This is a genomic window from Streptomyces sp. NPDC089799 (genome assembly GCF_040684755.1).
In the GTDB taxonomy this organism is placed as follows: Bacteria; Actinomycetota; Actinomycetes; order Streptomycetales; family Streptomycetaceae; genus Streptomyces.
This window is the reverse complement of record NZ_JBFBGR010000008.1, coordinates 137,548-155,818: the sequence shown is the minus strand read 5'-3', so window position 1 is coordinate 155,818 and position 18,271 is coordinate 137,548. Positions and strand designations below refer to the sequence as shown.

The following is an 18,271-nucleotide window of genomic DNA, read 5'->3' as shown; positions in this document are numbered from 1 at the left end:
ACGCGCCCCGTCGTCCGCGGCCGTCAGTTCCCGAGCGTGACGGTGATGCCCTCCGCCGAGGACCTGCGCGCGGCCTCCAGCACCTCCAGCGCGTGCGCAGCCTCGTACGCCGTGACCGGGGCCGGGCCGCCGTCCCGCAGGGCCGCCGCCACCGCCGCGTAGTACGCCGGGTAGTCGCCCGCAACCGTGGGCTCGGGCCGTCCGCCACCGGTCAGCGGGGACTCCCCGGAGCCGACCGTCCCCCAGCAGTGCTCGGGCTCCTCGCCCCACGCCTGCCCGGGCGCACCCGGTCGGCGGCCCTCGCGCAGCGCCCCCTCCTGCGGGTCCAGGCCGTACTTCACGAATCCCGCCGAGGAGCCCAGGACCCGGAAGCGCGGTCCCAGCTGGGCGGCGGTCGCGCTCATGTAGAGGTGGGAGCGGACCCCGTTCGCATGGGTCAGCGCGATGAACGTGTCGTCGTCGGTCTCGGCGCCCGGGCGGCGCACGTCCGTCTCGGCGTAGACCCGTACGGCCGGCCCGAACAGCACCAGCGCCTGGTCGACCAGGTGGCTGCCCAGGTCGTAGAGCAGACCACCGATCTCCTCCGGCGCGCCCGACTCGCGCCAGCCGCCCTTCAGCTGCGGGCGCCAGCGCTCGAAGCGGGACTCGAAGCGCTGGATCTCGCCCAGCTCCCCGGTCGCGATCAGCCGGCGCAGGGTGAGGAAGTCGTTGTCCCAGCGGCGGTTCTGGAAGACGGAGAGGAAGGTGCCGCGACGGTCGGCGAGCTCGGCGAGGGCGCGGGCCTCGGTGGCGGTGGCGGCCAGCGGCTTGTCCACGACCACCGGAATGCCCGCCTCCAGGGCGGCGGTGGCCAGCGGGACGTGCGTCTTGTTCGGGGAGGCGACCACCACGAGGTCGACGGCCGGTGTACGCCCGAACAGCTCGTCGGCGGTGGCGGCGATCCGGGCGTCGGGGAACTCGGCCCGCGCCTGCTCCTGCCGGTCGGGTCGGGTGGTGACGACGGTGTCGAGGACCAGCCCGTCGGTCGCGGCGACCAGGGGGGCGTGGAAAACGGAACCGGCGAGTCCGTAGCCGATGAGGCCGACACGGAGGGGGCCGCCGGGGCGGGCGCCGGTGCCGATGCCGGTGCTGGGGCTTGCGCTGCTGGTGCTCATGGCGACACTTTGGCAACAGTGTTGCCGAAGTGCAAGGAGGGGAGAGAATGGGCGGGTGAACAGGGGTACTGGGGCGAACTTGCCGGGGCTGCGCGGACACAATGCCGCCCTGCTGCTGGGTCTGCTGCGCGGCGCGGGGGCCGAGGGGCTCGGACGCGGCGAACTGGCGGCGCGTACGGGGCTCACCCCGCAGGCCGTCAGCAAGATCACGGCCCGGCTGCGGGGGGACGGCCTGGTCGCCGAGGCAGGCAGGGGCGAGTCCACCGGCGGCAAGCCGCGCACCCTGCTCCGGCTGGTGCCCGAGGCCGGCCACGCGGTCGGGGTGCACCTCGACCGCGACGCGCTGCGGGTGGTCCGGGTGGACCTGGCCGGACGTGTGGTGGCGGAGGTGCGGTCGGCCGTGGACTTCGGGTGGGGGCCCGATGCGGTGGCGGATGCGGTGGTGGGGGCCGTAGGGGAGGTCTGCGCGGGCGCGTCCGGTCTTGCGGCGCGGGGCCTCGACGTGTCTGACGTCGACGTGTCCGGTGTCGGTCCGTCTGACGTCGACCTGTCCGGTGTCGGCCTGTCTGACCTCGGCCTGTCCGGTGTCGACCCGTCCGACGTCGGCCTGGCCGGCGCCGGGCTGCCTGATGTGGGGCTGCTTGGTGCCGGGCTGCCTGGTGTTGAGCCGGCCGTCGCCGTTCCGGTCGGCGCCGGCGTACGTACGCCAGGGCGCCTGCGCGCGGCGCTGCCGGACGTGCTGGGCGTGCTGGGTGTCGGAGTGGCGGCGCCGGGGCCGCTCGACCGGCGGACCGGGGTGCTGGGGCGGGTCACCGGACACCCCGAATGGGAGGGCTTCGAGCTGCGGGAGGTGCTGGCGGAGCGGCTGGGCGTCCCGGTGGAGCTGGACAAGGACACCAACGCGGGGGCGGCGGCCGCGGCTGACGCGGGCCGGCCGGGCCCGACGGCGTACGTGCACGTGGGGACGGGGATCGGCGCCGGACTGCTGCTGGACGGCGAGGTCTACCGGGGGCGGGACGGCCGCTCCGCGGCGGGCGAGTTCGGCCACCAGGTGCTGATGCTGGACGGTCCGCCGTGCCGGTGCGGGGCGCGGGGGTGCGTGGAGGTGCTGTGCCTGGCCGCGGTGGCGCGGGGGGACGTGGCCGAGGCGGCCCGGGTGCTGGGGGAGGCGGTGGCGAACCTGGTCGCGCTGCTGGACGTGGAGCGGGTGCTGCTGGGCGGCCGGGTGGTGGAGGCCGATCCGGCGGGGTTCGTGACGGGTGTGGCCAGGGCGGTACGGGCGCGGGGGACGGCGGAGGTGCTGCCGGCGCGGGTGGGTGTGGCGGAGGGGGCGGCGGAGCTGGTGCTGGCCCCGCTGTTCGGCGGCGCCGGCTAGCGGGGGCCTTCGGGCTGGGCGGGTCGGGGGCGTCGGTCGGTTCGGTGTGGCTCCGGTGTGACGGGCCCCTTCTCTGGGCGGGCGCCTGGCCCTGGCACGCTCGAAGCCCGGGCGGGGCTGCGCCGGTGCCCGGCAATGCCCTGAGCGGAGCTCCGTCCGGAGCGGGGTCCGGCCCCGTTGGCGGGAGCGGGGGGCTGGGGGGAGCTGCGCGAGCCCTCGCGGGACTGGGGTGCCGTGTGCCCACCCGTGCCGCCCTGCGGCACGCCTGCCCACACGGCGGCGGGGTGTGGCTGCCATGCCCAGCCCGGCCGGGGCAAACGGCCGGCGCCTACGCGGCGGCGGGGTGCGGCCGTCATGCCCACCCTGGCCTGGGCAACGGCCGGCATGCGCACGGTGGCAGCGTCCGGCTGCCGAGTCCCGCGCGGCCGGGGCGGCGGCTTTCGGTCGGCGTGCTGACCGGTTCCGGCGGCCGAACCGACCGCCGGCCAGGGGCCGTTCGGCCGGATCGGACGGGGGCTGAACGGGGGTAAAGCGGGGTGGGGCGGGCGCGGCAGGTGGGAGGGTGGTTCGGGCGCGTGGCAGGCTGCGGGCCTGGGCGGGGTGATAGTCACCTGGTCCGACCATCGTCCGGCGAGCAGCGAAGGCCCTCCATGCGACTGCGTGAAGCTCTGGCCCTCTCGGGGGCACTGCTCGCCCTCGGCGGGCCGGCCGCCGCCGCGGCCCCGCTGCCCGCGCCCGGCGCGGCCCATGCCGGGCCGGGCACGGCGAGGGCGTCGTTCGTCGCAGCACCCGCAGCACCCGCAGCACCCGCAGCACCCGCAGCACCGGCAGCACTCGCAGCACCCGCAGCACCAGTCGCGCCGGCAGCACCCGTCGCACTGGCAGGACCGGTCGTGCCTGCCGCACCGGCAGCGGCCGCACCGGGCTGGGTCCCGCAGGTCGGGCCGCCGGCGCCCAACCCGGCCCCCGGTGGCTCCGGGCACGTCGCGGCCGGCGCGGGCGCCGGGGCCGGTGCCAAGCCCGCGCCCGCCCTGCCCGCGCGGCTGCGGGCGGCCAAGTGCGGGGAGGGCAAGAGCACCGAGTTCCCCATCGGCGCCCGGATCCGGGGCGGGCCCGCCGTGTACCGCAGCGGCGGGGGCGTGCAGAGCTGGTACCTGGACCTGGCCAACACCGGCCCGGCCCCCTGCACGGCGGTGCACCCGGTGATCGTGTTCACCGACGCCGCCCGCGCCCTCCGCCCGGAGCACCTCCGGATGGAGTTCGACGCGGCCGGCAGCGCCTACCCGGTCAGCCTGGAGCGCACCGACCGCGACGAGGTCATCGCCGTCTTCGACGGCGGCAGCGGCTTCTCCGGCTTCTCCGTCGCGCCCGGCGCCACGGTCACCGTCAAGGTGGGACTCTCCTTCGCCCAGGGCGCGCCCGCCGGCGAGGTCGTCGCCGACGCCGCGCTCGTCCGGCGCCGGGGCGACGACGGCGACTGGATCGGCGAGGGCGGCGGGTACCGCTTCTCCGTCGACGGGCCCGAGGGGTCGTCCGCGGGTGACACCGAGGCCGGGGGAGCGTCGGAGGGCGAGGACGGCTCGGGGGAGGCGGGGTCGCTCGCGCACACCGGCCTCGACGGGGAAGCGGACGGAGCCCGCGCCGAGAGCGTTGCCGCCGTCGCCGCAGCCGCTCCCACCGCCGCCGGCCGGGAGCGGGCCGCCAGGATGGCCGCCGGGCTCGCAGGTATGGCCCTCGCCGCGGGCGGCGGCCTGATCCTCGTCGCGCGGCGGCTCCGCCCTCCGTCCTGACCGGCCGTTCCTGACCGGCCCGTCCTGACCGGCTGCTGCCCCCGGCCCCGCGCCGCGGAACTCCCGGGTGCGCCGCCCCGCCCCTGACCGGCACAGGCCGTACGGCCCGACGAAGTGCGACCCGAGGGAGTGCGCCCCGAACAGCCCGAGGACGCGCAGCCCGAGGACGGGCGCACACCCCGAAGACGCACCAACAGATGCCGTTCCCGTACGCCCCCAGGGCCCCCGCCCGGAGCGCGTACAGTCCCAGCGTGGAACCAAACGATCACCGCCCCGGTTCGCCCGTCCGCTCCGGCATCCCCGAGCACGGCCGGATCCCGAAGTACTACGCGGTCAAGGCCCGCATCGCCGACCTCGTCGAGGAACTTGGCGAAGGCGGACTCCTGCCCACCGAGCGCGACCTGGCCGAGCGGTACGAGGTGGCCCGCGAGACCGTACGCCAGGCCCTGCGCGAGCTCCTGCTCGAAGGGCGGCTCCGCCGCTCCGGCCGTGGCACCGTCGTCGCCGGCCCCAAGCTGGAGCAGCCGCTGTCCCTCGCCAGCTACACCGAGGGCGTACGCCGGCAGGGGCGCAGGCCGGGCCGGAACCTGATCGGGCTGGAGCAGTTCCCCTGCCCGCCCGAGCTCGCCCCGGGCATCGGCGCCGAACCGGGCGAGCCCGTCTGGCACCTGGAGCGGGTGCTGCTCGCCGACGACGAGCGGGTCGGACTGGAGAGCACGTACATCCGGGTCGCCCGGGTCCCGCGGCTCGACAGCGATTTCCAGCCGGATTCGTCCTTCTACGGGTACCTCCACGAGCGGCTCGGGATCGCCTTCGGCGATGCCGACGAGAAGTTGGAGACGGTCCTCGCCACCCCCCGCGAGGCGCTGCTCATCGGCACCCCGCCCGCGCTGCCGATGCTGCTGATCCACCGTTTCTCGCGGGACCGGGACGGGCGGCCCCTGGAGCGGGTGCGTTCGCTCTACCGAGGTGACCGCTTCAGCTTCACGACCCACCTCAAAGCCCAGTAGGCGGTACGGAGTCACCCCATTCCCGGACACTTCGGCGCCCGTATGCCACGAGGCGATAACGGGTCTAGTCCAAGTGTCGGGGGCTGTTCACCATCGTGTTGCCGCGCCGCCCCTCGCGGGTCATCGCCCGCACCCACTTTGGACGCCATGCGAGTCATAGTCGTCGGAGGCGGCGTGGTCGGCACCATGCACGCCTGGCAGGCAATCCAGCGCGGCCACGAGGTCGTACAGATCGAGCGCGAGGCGGAAGCGCGCGGCGCCTCGTTGCGCAATTTCGGCCAGATCTGGGTGAGCGGACGGGCCGGGGGCGAGGAGCTCGACACCGCCCTCCGCGCCCGCGAGCTCTGGGAGGAGATCGGGAAGCAGGTCCCGGACCTGGGGTTCCGGGCCAACGGTTCGCTCACCCCGGTCCGTACCGCCCGCGAGTACGCCGTCGCCGAGGCCGCCACCCGCCGGCCCGATGCCGCCGCCCGCGGCTACGAGCTGGTCACCGCCGCCGAGGCCCGCGCCGTCAACCCGGCCCTGCGCGGCGCCTTCGAGGCCGCCCTGTGGTGCGAGCGCGACGCGGCCGTGGAACCGCGCACCGCGCAAGTCGCCCTGCGCGCCGCGCTGTCGGCCACCGGCCGCTACACCTTCCTCCCCGGCCGCGAGGTCCGCGACGTCGCAGGCCCCGGCGCGGTCCGCGACGACCACGGCGAGGTCCACTCCGGCGACGCCGTCGTCCTGGCCACCGGCGCCTGGCTGTCCGGCCTGGTCCGCGAGCTCGCCCCCGAGCTGCCCGTCCGCCGGGTGCGCCTGCAGATGATGCAGACCGAACCGCTGGGCGAGCCGCTCACCACCTCCGTCGCCGACGCCGACAGCTTCCGCTACTACCCCGCCTACCGGTCCGCCGCGCTCGACGAGCTCAACGCCGGGCAGGCGCAGCCGGAGACCGCCGCCGCGCACAGGATGCAGCTGCTGATGGTGCAGCGCCTCGACGGCGGTCTGACCATCGGCGACACCCACGAGTACGAGCACCCCTTCGCCTTCGACACCCTCGAAGACCCCTACGACCACCTCACCGGGGTCGTCGAGTCCTTCCTCGGCCGTCCGCTGCCGAAGATCCGGCGCCGCTGGGCGGGCGTGTACGCGCAGTGCACCGACACCACCCGGGTGGTGCACCGCGAGCAGGTCCGGGACGGCATCTGGCTGGTGACCGGGCCCGGTGGCCGCGGAATGACCTGCTCGCCGGCCATCGCCGAAACCACCGCGAACGAACTGGGCTGGTGAAACCCATGAGCAACCCGAGTAACCCGAGTATCCCGAGTATCCCGAGCACCCCGAGCACCCCGAGCACCCCGAGCACCCCGAACACCCCGAACACCCCGAACACCCCGAGCATCCGGAAGCCGTACGGCCTGGTCGTCCTCGACATGGCCGGCACCACCGTCGCCGACGGCGGCCTCGTCGAGCGCGCCTTCGAACGGGCCGCCGAACGCCTCGGCGTCGAGCCCGGCTCCGCCGACCACGCCGACAAGCTCCGGTACGTCCGCGACACCATGGGCGAGTCGAAGATCTCCGTCTTCCGCCACCTCTTCGGCACCGAGGACGCCGCCCGCCGGGCCAACACCGCCTTCGAGGAGGCGTACGGCGAACTCGTCGACGGCGGCCTGATCGCGGAGGTCCCCGGCGCCCGCAAGACGGTCGAGGAGCTCCGCGCCGCCGGCCGCACCGTCGTCCTGACCACCGGCTTCGCCCGGGTCACCCAGGACGCCATCCTCGACGCCCTCGGCTGGCGCGACCTGGTCGAGCTCACCCTGTGCCCCGCCGACGCGGGCGGCCGCGGCCGCCCCTACCCGGACCTGGTGCTGGCCGCACTGCTGCGCACCGGCGCGGTGGACGACGTACGGCAGGTGGCGGTGGCCGGCGACACGGCGTACGACATGCTCAGCGGCAGCCGCGCCGGGGCCGGGGTGGTCGCCGGGGTGCTGACCGGGGCGCACGACCGGCCGGCCCTGCTGGCCAACGGCGCCACCGAGGTCCTCGGCTCCGTCGCCGAACTCCCCGCCCTGCTCGACGCACTCGAAGCCCCCGACGCCCCCGAAGCGCGTGACGCACGGGAGCGCCGGGCGTGAGCGGCATCCGTTTCGACTCGGTGTCGGTCGCCTACGGCGGCACCACCGTCCTGGACTCCCTCGACCTGACGGTCGGGCCCGGGGAGGTCATGGCGCTGCTCGGGCCGTCCGGTTCCGGGAAGACGACCGCCCTGCGGGCGGTGGCCGGCTTCGTCCGGCCCGCCTCGGGACGGGTGCTGATCGGCGGCCGTGACGTCACCCCGCTGCCGCCGCACAAGCGGGGCATCGGGATGGTCGTCCAGCAGTACGCGCTGTTCCCGCACATGCGGGTCGAGGAGAACGTCGCCTTCGGGCTGCGCGCGCAGAAGGCCCCGAAGGCGGAGATCCCCGGAAGGGTCGCCGAGGCCCTGGAGATGACCGGCATGGGGGCGTACGCCCGCCGCCACCCGCGGGAACTGTCGGGCGGTCAGCAGCAGCGCGTGGCCATCGCCCGGGCGCTCGCCATCCGCCCCGGAGTCCTGCTGCTGGACGAGCCGCTGTCGGCGCTCGACGCACAGCTGCGCTCCGGGATGCTCGCGGAACTCGCCCGGCTGCACCGGGAACTGCCCGACGTGTCCATCCTCTACGTCACCCACGACCAGGTCGAGGCGCTGACCCTGGCGGACCGGATCGCGGTGATGGACCGGGCCCGGCTGCAGGACTGCGGGACCCCGCAGGAGCTCTACCGGTCGCCGCGCACCGAGTTCACCGCCTCGTTCGTCGGCAACGCCAACCTGCTGCCGGTCACCGTCGCCGAGGCCGGGGCGGTGTTCGCGGGCCGCGCCCTCACCCTCGACCGGGGCCGCGCCACGCCGGGGGCCACGGCCACCCTGTGCGTCCGGCCGCACCTGCTCGGACTGGGCGAGCAGGGCCCCAACACCCTCCGGGGCCGGATCACCGAGGTCCAGTGGCGCGGCTCCACCCACCGGCTGTACGTCGACGTGGCCGGGCACCGGGTCAAGGCCGACCTGCCGGAGCTGCGCGAGACCCCCGTACCGGGCGAGGAGGTCACGCTGCACTTCGAGCCGCGGGACGCGGTGCTGCTGACGGCGGGGGTGGCCGATGGCTGACCGCCCGACGTCCGCGACCCCCGGTGTGGGCGGGCGTCCCGCGGGGAGACGGGGGTACCCCCTGCCCGAGCGAAGCCGGGAGCTCGGGGGAGGGCGGGCGCACCCGGACACGCCCTCCGTGGACGCAGCCCGCCCACCCCAAGCCCCTGCCGGGGCGCCGGGGCAAAGTCCCGCACCGGCGGCACGGGCCAGGACACCGGCCCCGCCCCGGGCCACCCCACCCACCGAGCTTCCACCCACCGAGCCCCCACCCGGCCGGAGGCCGTGGCCGGTCCCGCGCACCGTCTGGGCGTTGCCGCCCGTCGCCGTGCTCGGGCTGGTGTTCCTCTATCCCCTCGCACTCGTGGTGCAGCAGTCCCTCACCCCCGACAGCGGCGGCACCTTCAGCGCCTACGCAAAGGTCTTCGGGTCCGCCGCGTTCCGCGACGCGCTCGGCACCACCGTGTGGCTGGCCGTCGGTGCCACCGCCGGATGCCTGCTGCTCGGCTTCGTGCTCGCGCTGGTCATCGCCTTCGTACCGTTCCCCGGCGCCCGTGCGGTCTCCAAGTTCATCGACGTATTCCTCTCCTTCCCCTCCTTCCTCATCACCCTCGCCCTCCTCTTCATCTACGGCAACGTCGGCATGGCCAACGGCCTGTGGACCGGTGCGACCGGCGCCGGCGCCGCCGAGGGACCGTTCCACTTCCTCACCACCCCCTGGGGCGTGCTCCTCGCGGAGATCACCTACTTCACGCCCTTCGTGGTGCGCCCGCTGCTCGCCGCGTTCTCCCAGATCGACACGGCACAGCTCGAAGTGGCGTCGAGCCTGGGTGCGCGCCCCCTCCGGATCGTCCGCCGGGTGATCGTCCCCGAGGCCCTGCCCGCGCTCGCCTCCGGCGGCAGCCTCGTCCTGGTCATGTGCCTCAACGAGTTCGGCATCGTGCTCTTCACCGGCGCCAAGGGCGTCACCACGCTCCCGATGCTCGTCTACGGCAAGGCCATCCTCGAATCCGACTACCCGGCCGCCTGCGTGGTCGCGGTCGTCAACATCGCGATCTCCGTGGGCCTGTTCGGCCTCTACCGGGTGGTGAGCAAGCGTGCTGGTGCATAGCCGGGCGGGCCGCTGGGCGGCCTGGGCCCTCTTCCTCGTCCTCTTCCTGCCGCTGTTCGCGCTGCCGCTGCTCGTGGTGGTCGCGGCCTCCTTCGCCACCCACTGGTCCGGCGCCTTCCCCTCCGGCCCCACCACGGAGCACTACGCCTCCGCCGTCCACGGCGAATCCCTCCAGGCCCTCACCACCAGCCTGGTCACCGCCGTCACTGCGAGCCTGCTCGCCCTCACCACCGGTACCTGGGCCGCGCTGGCCGCGGCGGGCCTGCGCAGGCGCGGAAAGCGTTCCCTGGACGCCCTGTTCATGCTCCCGGTCGCGGTGCCGTCCGTGGTCGTCGGCCTCGCCGTCCTGGTCGCCTTCAGCCGGCCGCCCGTGCTGCTCAACGGCACCAGCAGCATCGTCGTCCTCGCGCACACCATTCTTGTCACGGCGTTCGCCCACCAGTCGGTTTCGGCTGCCATCCTTCGTCTCGATCCCGCGTACGAGCAGGCGGCCGCCAGTCTGGGCGCCCGTCCCGCGTACGTGCTGTGGCGGGTCAAGCTCCCCCTGCTGCTGCCCTCCCTCAACGCGGCCGCCGGGCTCTGCTTCGCCCTCTCCATGGGCGAGCTGAGCGCCACGATGATGCTCTACCCGCCGGACTGGACGCCCCTCCCCGTCCGGATCTTCACGGCCACCGACCGCGGCTCGCTCTTCGGCGGATCCGCCGTCGCCGTGGTCCTGATGGCCACCACCCTCCTGGTCCTGCTGGCCGTCTCCCGCATCCGCACCAGAGCCTCCTACCGCTGACCCCCGTCCCCCGAAGGAAGCCCCATGCCCAGCCCCGTGTCCCGCAAGCCCCTGCTGCGCACCGCCACCGCCGTCACCGCCGCCCTCACCCTCGCCTCCGCCCTCACCGCCTGCGACGCCTCCTCCGCCGACTCCAAGGCCGGCGAGAAGGTCGTGCTCGTCTACAGCGCCGACGGCCTCAAGGGCGAGAAGGGCGACGGCTGGTACGACAAGGTCTTCGCCGACTTCACCAAGAAGACCGGCATCGAGGTGAAGTACGTCGAGGGCGGCTCCGGCGAGATGGTCCAGCGCGCCGTCCGCGAGAAGACCAACACCCAGGCCGACGTGCTGATCACCCTGCCGCCGTTCATCCAGCAGGCCGACGGCAAGGGCCTCCTCCAGCCCTACGGGCCCAAGGGCGCGGACAAGGTCAACGGCCGCGACAAGGCCGCCGACGCCACGTGGACCTCCGTGGTCAACAACTACTTCGGGTTCGTCTACAACAAGAAGGAGCTCCCGGAGGCCCCGAAGACCTGGGAGCAGCTGCTGGACCCGAAGTTCAAGGGCAAGCTGCAGTACTCCACCCCCGGTGTGGCCGGCGACGGCACGGCCGTGCTGATCAAGTCGATGCACGACTTCGGCGGCAAGGAGCCGGCCCTGGAGTACCTCAGGAAGCTCCAGGCCAACAACGTCGGCCCGTCCTCCTCGACCAGCAAGCTGGCGCCGAAGACCGACAAGGGCGAGATCCTCGTGGCCAACGGCGACGTGCAGATGAACTTCGCCCAGTCCAAGTCCATGCCGAACCTGGGCATCTGGTTCCCGGCGAAGGAGGGCGGCGCCCCCACCACCTTCGCCCTCCCGTACGCGGCCGGCCTGGTCAAGGGCGCCCCGCACGGCGAGAACGGCAGGAAGCTCCTCGACCACCTGCTCAGCGAGGAGTCCCAGAAGCTGGTCAGCGAGGTCGGCGGCGGCTTCCCGGCCCGTACGGACGTCAAGCCCACCGACGCCAACGCGGTCGAACTCACCAAGCTGCTGAGCGGCGTCGACGTCTTCGAGCCGGACTGGGCGGACATCGACAAGAACCTGACGGCCTACGTCGACGCGTGGAAGTCCGCGACCGGAAGCTGAGCCGTAACCCGGCGGTCACCCTGGGCCGCCAGGATGTGTCGTGCAGATAACGGGTCTGGACCGAACGCCCGCACCGTCCGGTCCGGGCCCGTCTTCGCGAGGCCTCCCGTGCCTCCCGCTCCCTTCTCCCCGCAGCACCCCGACCGCATGCTCCTGGAGGAGTACGTGTCCACAGTCCTGCCCGGACGCCGTCGCACCGCCACGGTGACCGCCACCGCGGCCGCCCTGCTCGGTGCGACCCTCGCCGCCACCACCCCCGCCGGTGCCGCCCCCGCGCCCGCGGCGGCGGCCGCCGTCACCGACAAGGTGCTGGTCATCGGCCTCGACGGGGTCGTCCTCGACCGCATCAAGGCCGCCAACGCCCCCAACCTCAACGGCCTGATGGCCCAGGGCCTCACCGCCAAGAGCACCCTCTACGCCAACCCGATGGCGGCCACCTCCTCCGGCCCCGGCTGGTCCACCATCGCCACCGGCGTCTGGCCCGACAAGCACGGAGTGAAGGACAACTCCTTCACCGGCAAGAACTACACCGCCCACCCGGACTTCCTGACCCGCATCGAGAACGCCGCCCCGGCGCTCAACACCTACGCGGCCGCCGACTGGGAGCCCATCACCTCCACCGACCAGAACGGCCCGATCTTCTCCGCGAAGGTCGACAAGCGCCTCTCCCTCAAGGGCGACCGCGACGGCTACGGCAACGAGGACCCCAAGGTCGCCACGGCCGCCGCGGCCGAACTGCGCGACGCCGACCCCGACGCCTCCTTCGTCTACCTCGGCGAGGTCGACGCGGCCGGCCACGCGTACGGCGCATCCAGTCAGCAGTACCTGGACGCCATCGGCCGCGTCGACGTCCTCGTCGGCCGGCTCCTCACCGCCGTCCAGCAGCGCCCCACGTACGCGCAGGAGAACTGGAAGATCCTGGTCACCACCGACCACGGGCACACCGGCACCGGCGGTCACGGCGGCTCCACCATCGCCGAGCGCGGCACCTTCGTCATCGCCAAGGGCGCCGGGATCCCGGCGGGCTCGGTCCGTGAGGACGTCCGCCTGGTCGACGTCGCCGCCACCGCCCTGCAGCACGTGGGCGTGGCGGCCGGCTCCGCCCTGGACGGCGTACCGCTGAACGCCCCCGACAGCGACCCGTTCGACACCCTGCGCCCGAACCTCCAGGCCCGGGTCGACGAGACCGGCATTCCGGCCGGCACCAAGGGCTTCACCCGCACCCCGCCCGCCGGCTGGTCCGTGGACAACTCGAAGATGGGCTCCGGCGGCGTCACCGAATGGGCCGGCTGGGCCTTCGCCACCGACGAGTTCTGGTCCCAGGCGCAGCGCGACCAGTGGCGGGAGCTGAACGTCCGCTCCCGTGACGTGTTCGCCGTCGCCGACTCCGACGAGTGGGACGACAAGACCCACACCGGCACCTTCGACTCCACCCTGGTCACCCCCAAGTGGGCGGTCACGGGCGGCACGACGAAGACGCTCCGCTACCAGACCCACTACCGCCACGAGGCCGGCCAGACCGCCCAGGTCCTGGTCTCCTACAACGGCGGCACCGCGACCGTGGTCAAGAACCACACGGCCGACGCCCTCGCCAAGTCCGAGGCCGTCACGCTCCAGGTCCCGGCCGGCGCCACCGACGTCCAGGTCCGCTTCCGCTACACGGGCACCAACAACTGGTTCTGGACGGTCGACAACGTCACCCTGAGCTGACGCCCGCACGTCCGCGGTCCGCTTGTCCACAGGCCGCACACCAGTCCCTCCGCCGACGGTAGCCTGACTTTCCGTCACCACAGGGGGAGGGGCAGCGTCATGAGCCGGATCGTGGTCGTGCACGGAGTGGGACACCAACTCGGCACCGCCGAAACACTCCTGGCCGAGGCCGGCCCCGCCCTCCGCGGCGGGGCCGCACTCGCCCGCCGCCGTGACCCCGCCCTCCCCGAGGTCGCCGAGGGCGACATCGTCTGCGCCGGCTACGGCGACCTGTACCGGCAGTCCGGCACCCGCGGCGAACCCCACTACGCCGCCGAGGACGTCGAACCCGGCTTCGAGACCGAGCTGCTGCTGGAGTGGTGGCGGGAGGCGGCCCGCCTCGACCCCACCGTCACCGGCCCGGACGCCCCGACCGGCCGCGGTGCCGTCGGACACGCGCTCAGCCGCCCGCTGCGGACCGCCCTGGTCCGGCGCGCCCTGGACGCCCTCACCCGGAGCCGCTTCTTCGGCGCCGTCTCCGACCGGCTGCTGATCTCCGACCTCAAGCAGGTCCGCCGGTACTTCGCCGAGCCCGAGCTCCGGCAGGCCGCCCGCGACCGGGTCGCCGAACGGATCACCCCGGACACCCGGGTCGTCGTCGCCCACTCCCTCGGCTCGGTGGTCGCCTACGAGACCCTGTGCGCGCACCCGCAGGGGCAGCCGCTGACCCTGGTGACGCTCGGCTCCCCGCTGGGCCTGGGCAACCTGGTCTTCGACCGCCTCACGCCGGCCCCGGAGGGCGGCCGCGGCGCCTGGCCGGGGCCTGTGAAGACCTGGCACAACCTGGCCGACACGGGAGACGTCGTCGCCCTCGTCCGCGAACTCGCACCCCGCTTCGGCCCCGGCGTCCAGGACGGCACCGTCGACAACGGCGCGCAGATGCACGACATGACGGCGTACCTGACGGCGGTGGAGACGGGTACGGCGATCGCGGCGGGGCTCACCGCGTGACGGACGCGCCGCCGACCGCCGACGGTCTCACCCGCCACCTGTTCGCCTTCGGCTCCGGCAGCTACCCGGCCGACCCGTACCTCCCCGACCTGCCCGGGGTCGCCGGTGACCTCCACCGCATCGGGGACCTCTTCGGCGACCTCGGCTACCGGCCGATCCTCACCGAACTGCGCGACGCACCCGACGCCCGCCAGGTCCTGGCCGGCCTGGAGGACTGGCTCCAGGACCCGGCGCGCACCGAGACGGACGTCCTGACCGTCTACTACGCCGGCCACGGCCTGCGCGAAACCCACCACCGGCTCACCTGCCGCACCAGCCGCCAGGACCGGCAGACGAGCACGATCCGCACCTCGGAGCTCGCCGAACTGCTCGCCGGGTCCCCCGTCGGTCACGCCCTCCTGATCCTCGACACGTGCTACGCCGAACTGGGCGCGGCCGGGATCACCAAGGCCGCCGCCGATCTGGTCGACGTACGCCCGCCCGACGCGGACGGGCTCTGGCTGCTGGCCTCGGCGCGCGCCCGGGGCATCGCGCACGACCACGCCTTCGTGGACGGTCTGGAGCGGGCGGTCCGCAACGGGGCGGCCGGGATGCGGCCGCGCTACCTGGACGTGGCGACGATCACGACCCGGATCAACGCTCACTTCTCGGATCACCGCCCCGACCAGCGGGCCACCTACCACGCCGCCTCCGGGCAGACCGTGCCGCCGTTCTTCCCCAACCGGGAGCACCGCCCGGGCCTCCCAGAACACCCCGTGGACGTCGAGTCGGCGCGCGAATGGACGGCCCACTTCGACCCGCGGGGCCGGGGCGTGGAGTACGCGAGCGAGAAGGGCGACCACTTCACCGGCCGCCGTCAGGCACTGGCCACGCTGGCGGGCTGGCTCCGCGAACCGCGCCACGACGCCCGAGCCCGGGTCGTCACGGGCGACCCTGGCTCGGGCAAGTCGGCGGTCCTGGGCCGCCTGCTGGCCCTCTCCCGTGAGGACCGCCCCGAAGCACCGGCGCACTTGCTCCCTCCGCGCGGCTGCGTGACGACGGCCGTCCACGCCCACGGCACCACCCTGGAACAGCTCACCTCGCGCCTCGCGACGGCCCTGGCGGTCGACGCGGACTCCCCGTCGGAGCTGCTGGCGGCCCTGGCGGCACCGGCTGCCCCGGCGGACGCGACCGAGCTCCGCACGATCCTGATCGACGCCCTGGACGAGGCGGGCACGGGCGTCGGCGGCCGCGAACCCCAGCGCATCGCACGGGAACTGCTCCGCCCGATGTCGGCCCTCCCGCACCTCCGCCTGATCATCGGCACCCGCCGCAGCGGCATCCCGGACCTGGGCCGGGCCGTGGAGATCATCGACCTCGACACGGACGCGTACACGGGCCGCGAGGACGTCGAGGCGTACGCGGCGGACACGCTCCCGCCGTCCCCGCACCGCGCGGAGCTGGCCCGCGCGGTCGCAGCCCGTGCCGGCCGTTCCTTCCTCGTCGCCCGCATGACCGTGCGGGCGCTGACACTGGGCGACCTGACGGTCGACGTGACCCGCCCCGGCTGGGAGTCGCACCTCCCCTCCGAAGTGGGCGAGGCATTCGACGCCTACCTCGCCCGCTACGGCGACGACGAGCCCAAGGTCCGCCGCCTCCTCCGCCCCCTCGCCCACGCAGAAGGCGCCGGCCTCCCCTGGGACTCCTTGTGGGCCCCCCTGGCCACGGCCCTGTCCGGCGTCCCGTGCACCGACGACGACATCGACTGGCTCCTCCGGAACGCGGGCTCCTACGTCCTCGAAGTCCCGGTGGACCAGGGCCGGTCGGTCTTCCGCCTCTACCACGAGGCCCTCGCCGAGCACCTCCGCGACCCCCGCCGCAGCGCCGAGGACCAGCGCCGCATGACGGCAGCCCTGCTGGCCTCCTTCCAGGACTGGCCGCGCGCACACCCGTACGTCCTGTCCCACATCCCTGCCCACGCTGCTGCCTCGGACGACCTGGAGCGACTGCTTCGGGACCCGTTCTTCCTGGTTCACGCGGACCCGGATGCGCTGCTGGCGGCCCTGGAATCGGTGCGTTCTCCGGAGGCGGTCCGGGTACGCGCGATGTACCGGACGTCGGCACACCTGTACCGGACGGTGGATGTCACCACCCGGGCGCAGATCCTGGCCGTGGACGCCGCCCGGTACCAGGCCGAGGAGTACCGGGTCGCGCTGTCGGAGCGACTGGAGTGGCGGCCGCGCTGGGCGACGGGGAGCCAGACGAGCCCGCGCTTCCATGCCGAGCTGACCCGTGGGTCGGTCAGGGCGGACATTCTTGCCTCGGCGCGGCTCTCGGGGAGGGACGTGCTGCTCGTCGTCGACGACTGGTCCACCGTCTCGGTGTGGGATCCCACCGACCGCTCGTTGCTGGGCGGGTTGAAAGGCGCGATGGCGGTTTCGGCGCTGGCGAGCACCGTGGCGGACGGGGTGTCCTTCGTCGTCACAGGCTCGCTGGACGGCTGCGTCCGGGTCTGGGACCTCGCGAGCCGGACCGAACTCCTCTGTGCTGACGCCGGCAGCCCCGTATGGAGCCTGGCCTGCACGCGGCTGAACGGCCGGGCGGTGTTCGTCGGACGCGGGCCCGGGGCGGTGTGGGTGAGGGACCTCCTCACGGGCGAGCTGCACTCCACATTGCCCGCCTCCTGCCTGGAAGATGAGGAGCCTCGTGAGTACGGCCTGGCCTGCGCGGGGACCGAGAAAGAGGCCACTGTTCTGATCAATCTACGGAACTCCCTGCTTCGATGGAGGCCGTCCGACGGACTGTGGGAGCAGCTGCCCGTCAAGCTCGCCCATCCCGTCGTGGCAGCGACGGCGCACCGGGGGATGCTGCTGGCGGCCTTCGCCACGCAGGTTGGTGAGGTCGAGATCTGCAACCTGGACACCTTTGTGCCGCTCACGGCATTGTCCGTGGAGCCCCAGCGCGTGTCCGGACTGGCTTTTGCCGACGTCTGCGGTCGAAAGGTGCTCCTCGTCGGCTGCATGAGCGGCTCGGTGCTGCTGGTGGACGCCGAAGACGGTCATCGGCTCGGCTGGTTGAACGGCCACAACGAATCGGTCTACACCGTGGCGGCCCTGACGGTGAGTGGGGCGCCGTTCGTGGCCACCGGCAGTGAGGACGAGAGCGTACGGCTGTGGAACCTCGCGGCCGAGGACGAGACCTGGTACCGCGGCGGTCACAACGGCAATGCGTCCGAGGTCTCGTGCTCGGTGGTGGACGGCGAACCGGTCGCCGTCACCGGGGGCGCCGACCAGGTGCTCCGCGTCTGGGAGCTGGCCACGGGGAAGGAATCGGCCCGGCTGTCCGGGCACCGCGGCGCGGTGATCTCCGTCGACTGCGTGGTGGTGGAGGGGAGACCGGTTGCCGTGTCGGCCGCGGTCGACCGCTCGGTGAGGGTGTGGGACCTGACCGGGGCCGGCCGTGGAGGCGGCTGGGACGACGTGGGGAACGAGCCGGTGAGCTGTGTGGTGGTGGATGCCCGTCCCGTCGCCCTGGTCGGACCGGGCTCGGAGCATCCCGCTCCCGAGAGCCTGGAACTGAGGGATCTCGCCACGGGCGTTTGCCGGGGGCGGATCGCTCCCTCGTCGGCACGGGGCGAAGCCCTCGCCACAGCAGTGTGGGCCGGCGTGCCGGTCCTCGCACTCGCTGTTCGGCGCAACGGGGAAGTCGATGACCACGACGTCCAGCTGTGGGATCTGGCAAGGTGCCAGGAATTGGCCACGTTCCCGGTCGGTGGCGCGATCATGGAACTGGCTTGGGGCTTCGATGGGCGGCGAGCGTTCGTTGTGATCGGCACCGACTGCGGCGCCGGGATATGGGATGCCCGGACGGGGCGCTTCCTGCATCACCTGGAGACCGAGGACGTCCTCGTCTTCGACGTTCGGTGTGCCGTCATGGACGGGGTCGCCGTGGCCGTGACGTGCACAGAGGGCGGCGTACGGATCTGGGAACTCGCCACGGGGCGTCTGATGCACCGGCTGGCGCTGCCGGTCCCGGCGTACGGCGCCGCCGTTGCCCCGGGCGGCGAGCTCGTCGTGTGCGCCGGCTTCGAGGTCATCGTCTTCGAGCGTTCGCCCTGAG

General features: G+C 73.7%; 13 protein-coding genes. 12 read left to right on the top strand and 1 reads right to left on the bottom strand.

The window, feature by feature from the left end; genetic code table 11:
• Positions 1-23: 23 nt before the first annotated feature.
• The gene (locus AB0O36_RS11045) at positions 24-1,154 is read right to left on the bottom strand and encodes a Gfo/Idh/MocA family oxidoreductase (protein ID WP_365107239.1); all 1,131 of its coding nucleotides are present in this window, start codon (positions 1,152-1,154) and stop codon (positions 24-26) included.
• A 55-nt stretch (positions 1,155-1,209) separates the two neighbouring features.
• Between AB0O36_RS11045 and AB0O36_RS11040 the strand changes: the two genes are divergently transcribed.
• The 12 genes from AB0O36_RS11040 (at position 1,210) to AB0O36_RS10985 (ending at position 18,270) form a co-directional block, all read left to right on the top strand.
• Positions 1,210-2,529, top strand: a complete 1,320-nt coding sequence (locus AB0O36_RS11040; protein WP_365107237.1) for an ROK family transcriptional regulator — start codon at positions 1,210-1,212, stop codon at positions 2,527-2,529.
• A gap of 650 nt (positions 2,530-3,179) precedes the next feature.
• On the top strand, positions 3,180-4,319 hold the full coding sequence (locus AB0O36_RS11035) for a hypothetical protein (protein WP_365107234.1): 1,140 nt from the start codon (positions 3,180-3,182) through the stop codon (positions 4,317-4,319).
• A gap of 251 nt (positions 4,320-4,570) precedes the next feature.
• Positions 4,571-5,329, top strand: coding sequence for a GntR family transcriptional regulator (locus tag AB0O36_RS11030; RefSeq protein ID WP_365107231.1), 759 nt, complete (start codon positions 4,571-4,573; stop codon positions 5,327-5,329).
• Between the two features lie 147 nt (positions 5,330-5,476).
• Positions 5,477-6,598: a TIGR03364 family FAD-dependent oxidoreductase gene (locus tag AB0O36_RS11025; RefSeq protein WP_365107228.1), complete on the top strand. Its 1,122-nt coding sequence runs from the start codon at positions 5,477-5,479 to the stop codon at positions 6,596-6,598.
• Between the two features lie 5 nt (positions 6,599-6,603).
• Positions 6,604-7,443 carry a phosphonatase-like hydrolase gene (locus AB0O36_RS11020; protein WP_365107225.1) on the top strand — a complete coding sequence of 280 codons (840 nt, stop codon included), beginning with the start codon at positions 6,604-6,606 and terminating at the stop codon, positions 7,441-7,443.
• On the top strand, positions 7,440-8,492 hold the full coding sequence (locus AB0O36_RS11015; protein WP_365107223.1) for an ABC transporter ATP-binding protein: 1,053 nt from the start codon (positions 7,440-7,442) through the stop codon (positions 8,490-8,492). The genes AB0O36_RS11020 and AB0O36_RS11015 overlap by 4 nt, the downstream gene beginning before the upstream one ends.
• 292 nt (positions 8,493-8,784) lie before the next feature.
• Complete coding sequence (locus tag AB0O36_RS11010) at positions 8,785-9,582, top strand: 2-aminoethylphosphonate ABC transporter permease subunit (RefSeq protein ID WP_365107220.1); 798 nt, start codon at positions 8,785-8,787, stop codon at positions 9,580-9,582.
• Positions 9,569-10,366, top strand: coding sequence for an ABC transporter permease subunit (locus AB0O36_RS11005; RefSeq protein WP_365107217.1), 798 nt, complete (start codon positions 9,569-9,571; stop codon positions 10,364-10,366). Before AB0O36_RS11010 ends, AB0O36_RS11005 begins: the two co-directional genes overlap by 14 nt.
• Positions 10,367-10,390: 24 nt before the next feature.
• Entirely contained in the window at positions 10,391-11,473 is a 1,083-nt protein-coding gene (locus AB0O36_RS11000) for a 2-aminoethylphosphonate ABC transporter substrate-binding protein (RefSeq protein ID WP_365107214.1), read from the top strand.
• Positions 11,474-11,581: 108 nt separating this feature from the next.
• On the top strand, positions 11,582-13,183 hold the full coding sequence (locus AB0O36_RS10995; RefSeq protein ID WP_365107211.1) for an alkaline phosphatase family protein: 1,602 nt from the start codon (positions 11,582-11,584) through the stop codon (positions 13,181-13,183).
• 99 nt (positions 13,184-13,282) lie between these two features.
• The gene (locus AB0O36_RS10990; protein ID WP_365107208.1) at positions 13,283-14,173 is read left to right on the top strand and encodes a hypothetical protein; all 891 of its coding nucleotides are present in this window, start codon (positions 13,283-13,285) and stop codon (positions 14,171-14,173) included.
• A complete protein-coding gene (locus AB0O36_RS10985; RefSeq protein ID WP_365107206.1) occupies positions 14,170-18,270 on the top strand; it encodes a caspase family protein in 4,101 nt (1,366 codons plus the stop codon). The genes AB0O36_RS10990 and AB0O36_RS10985 overlap by 4 nt, the downstream gene beginning before the upstream one ends.
• The last annotated feature ends 1 nt before the right edge of the window (position 18,271 follow it).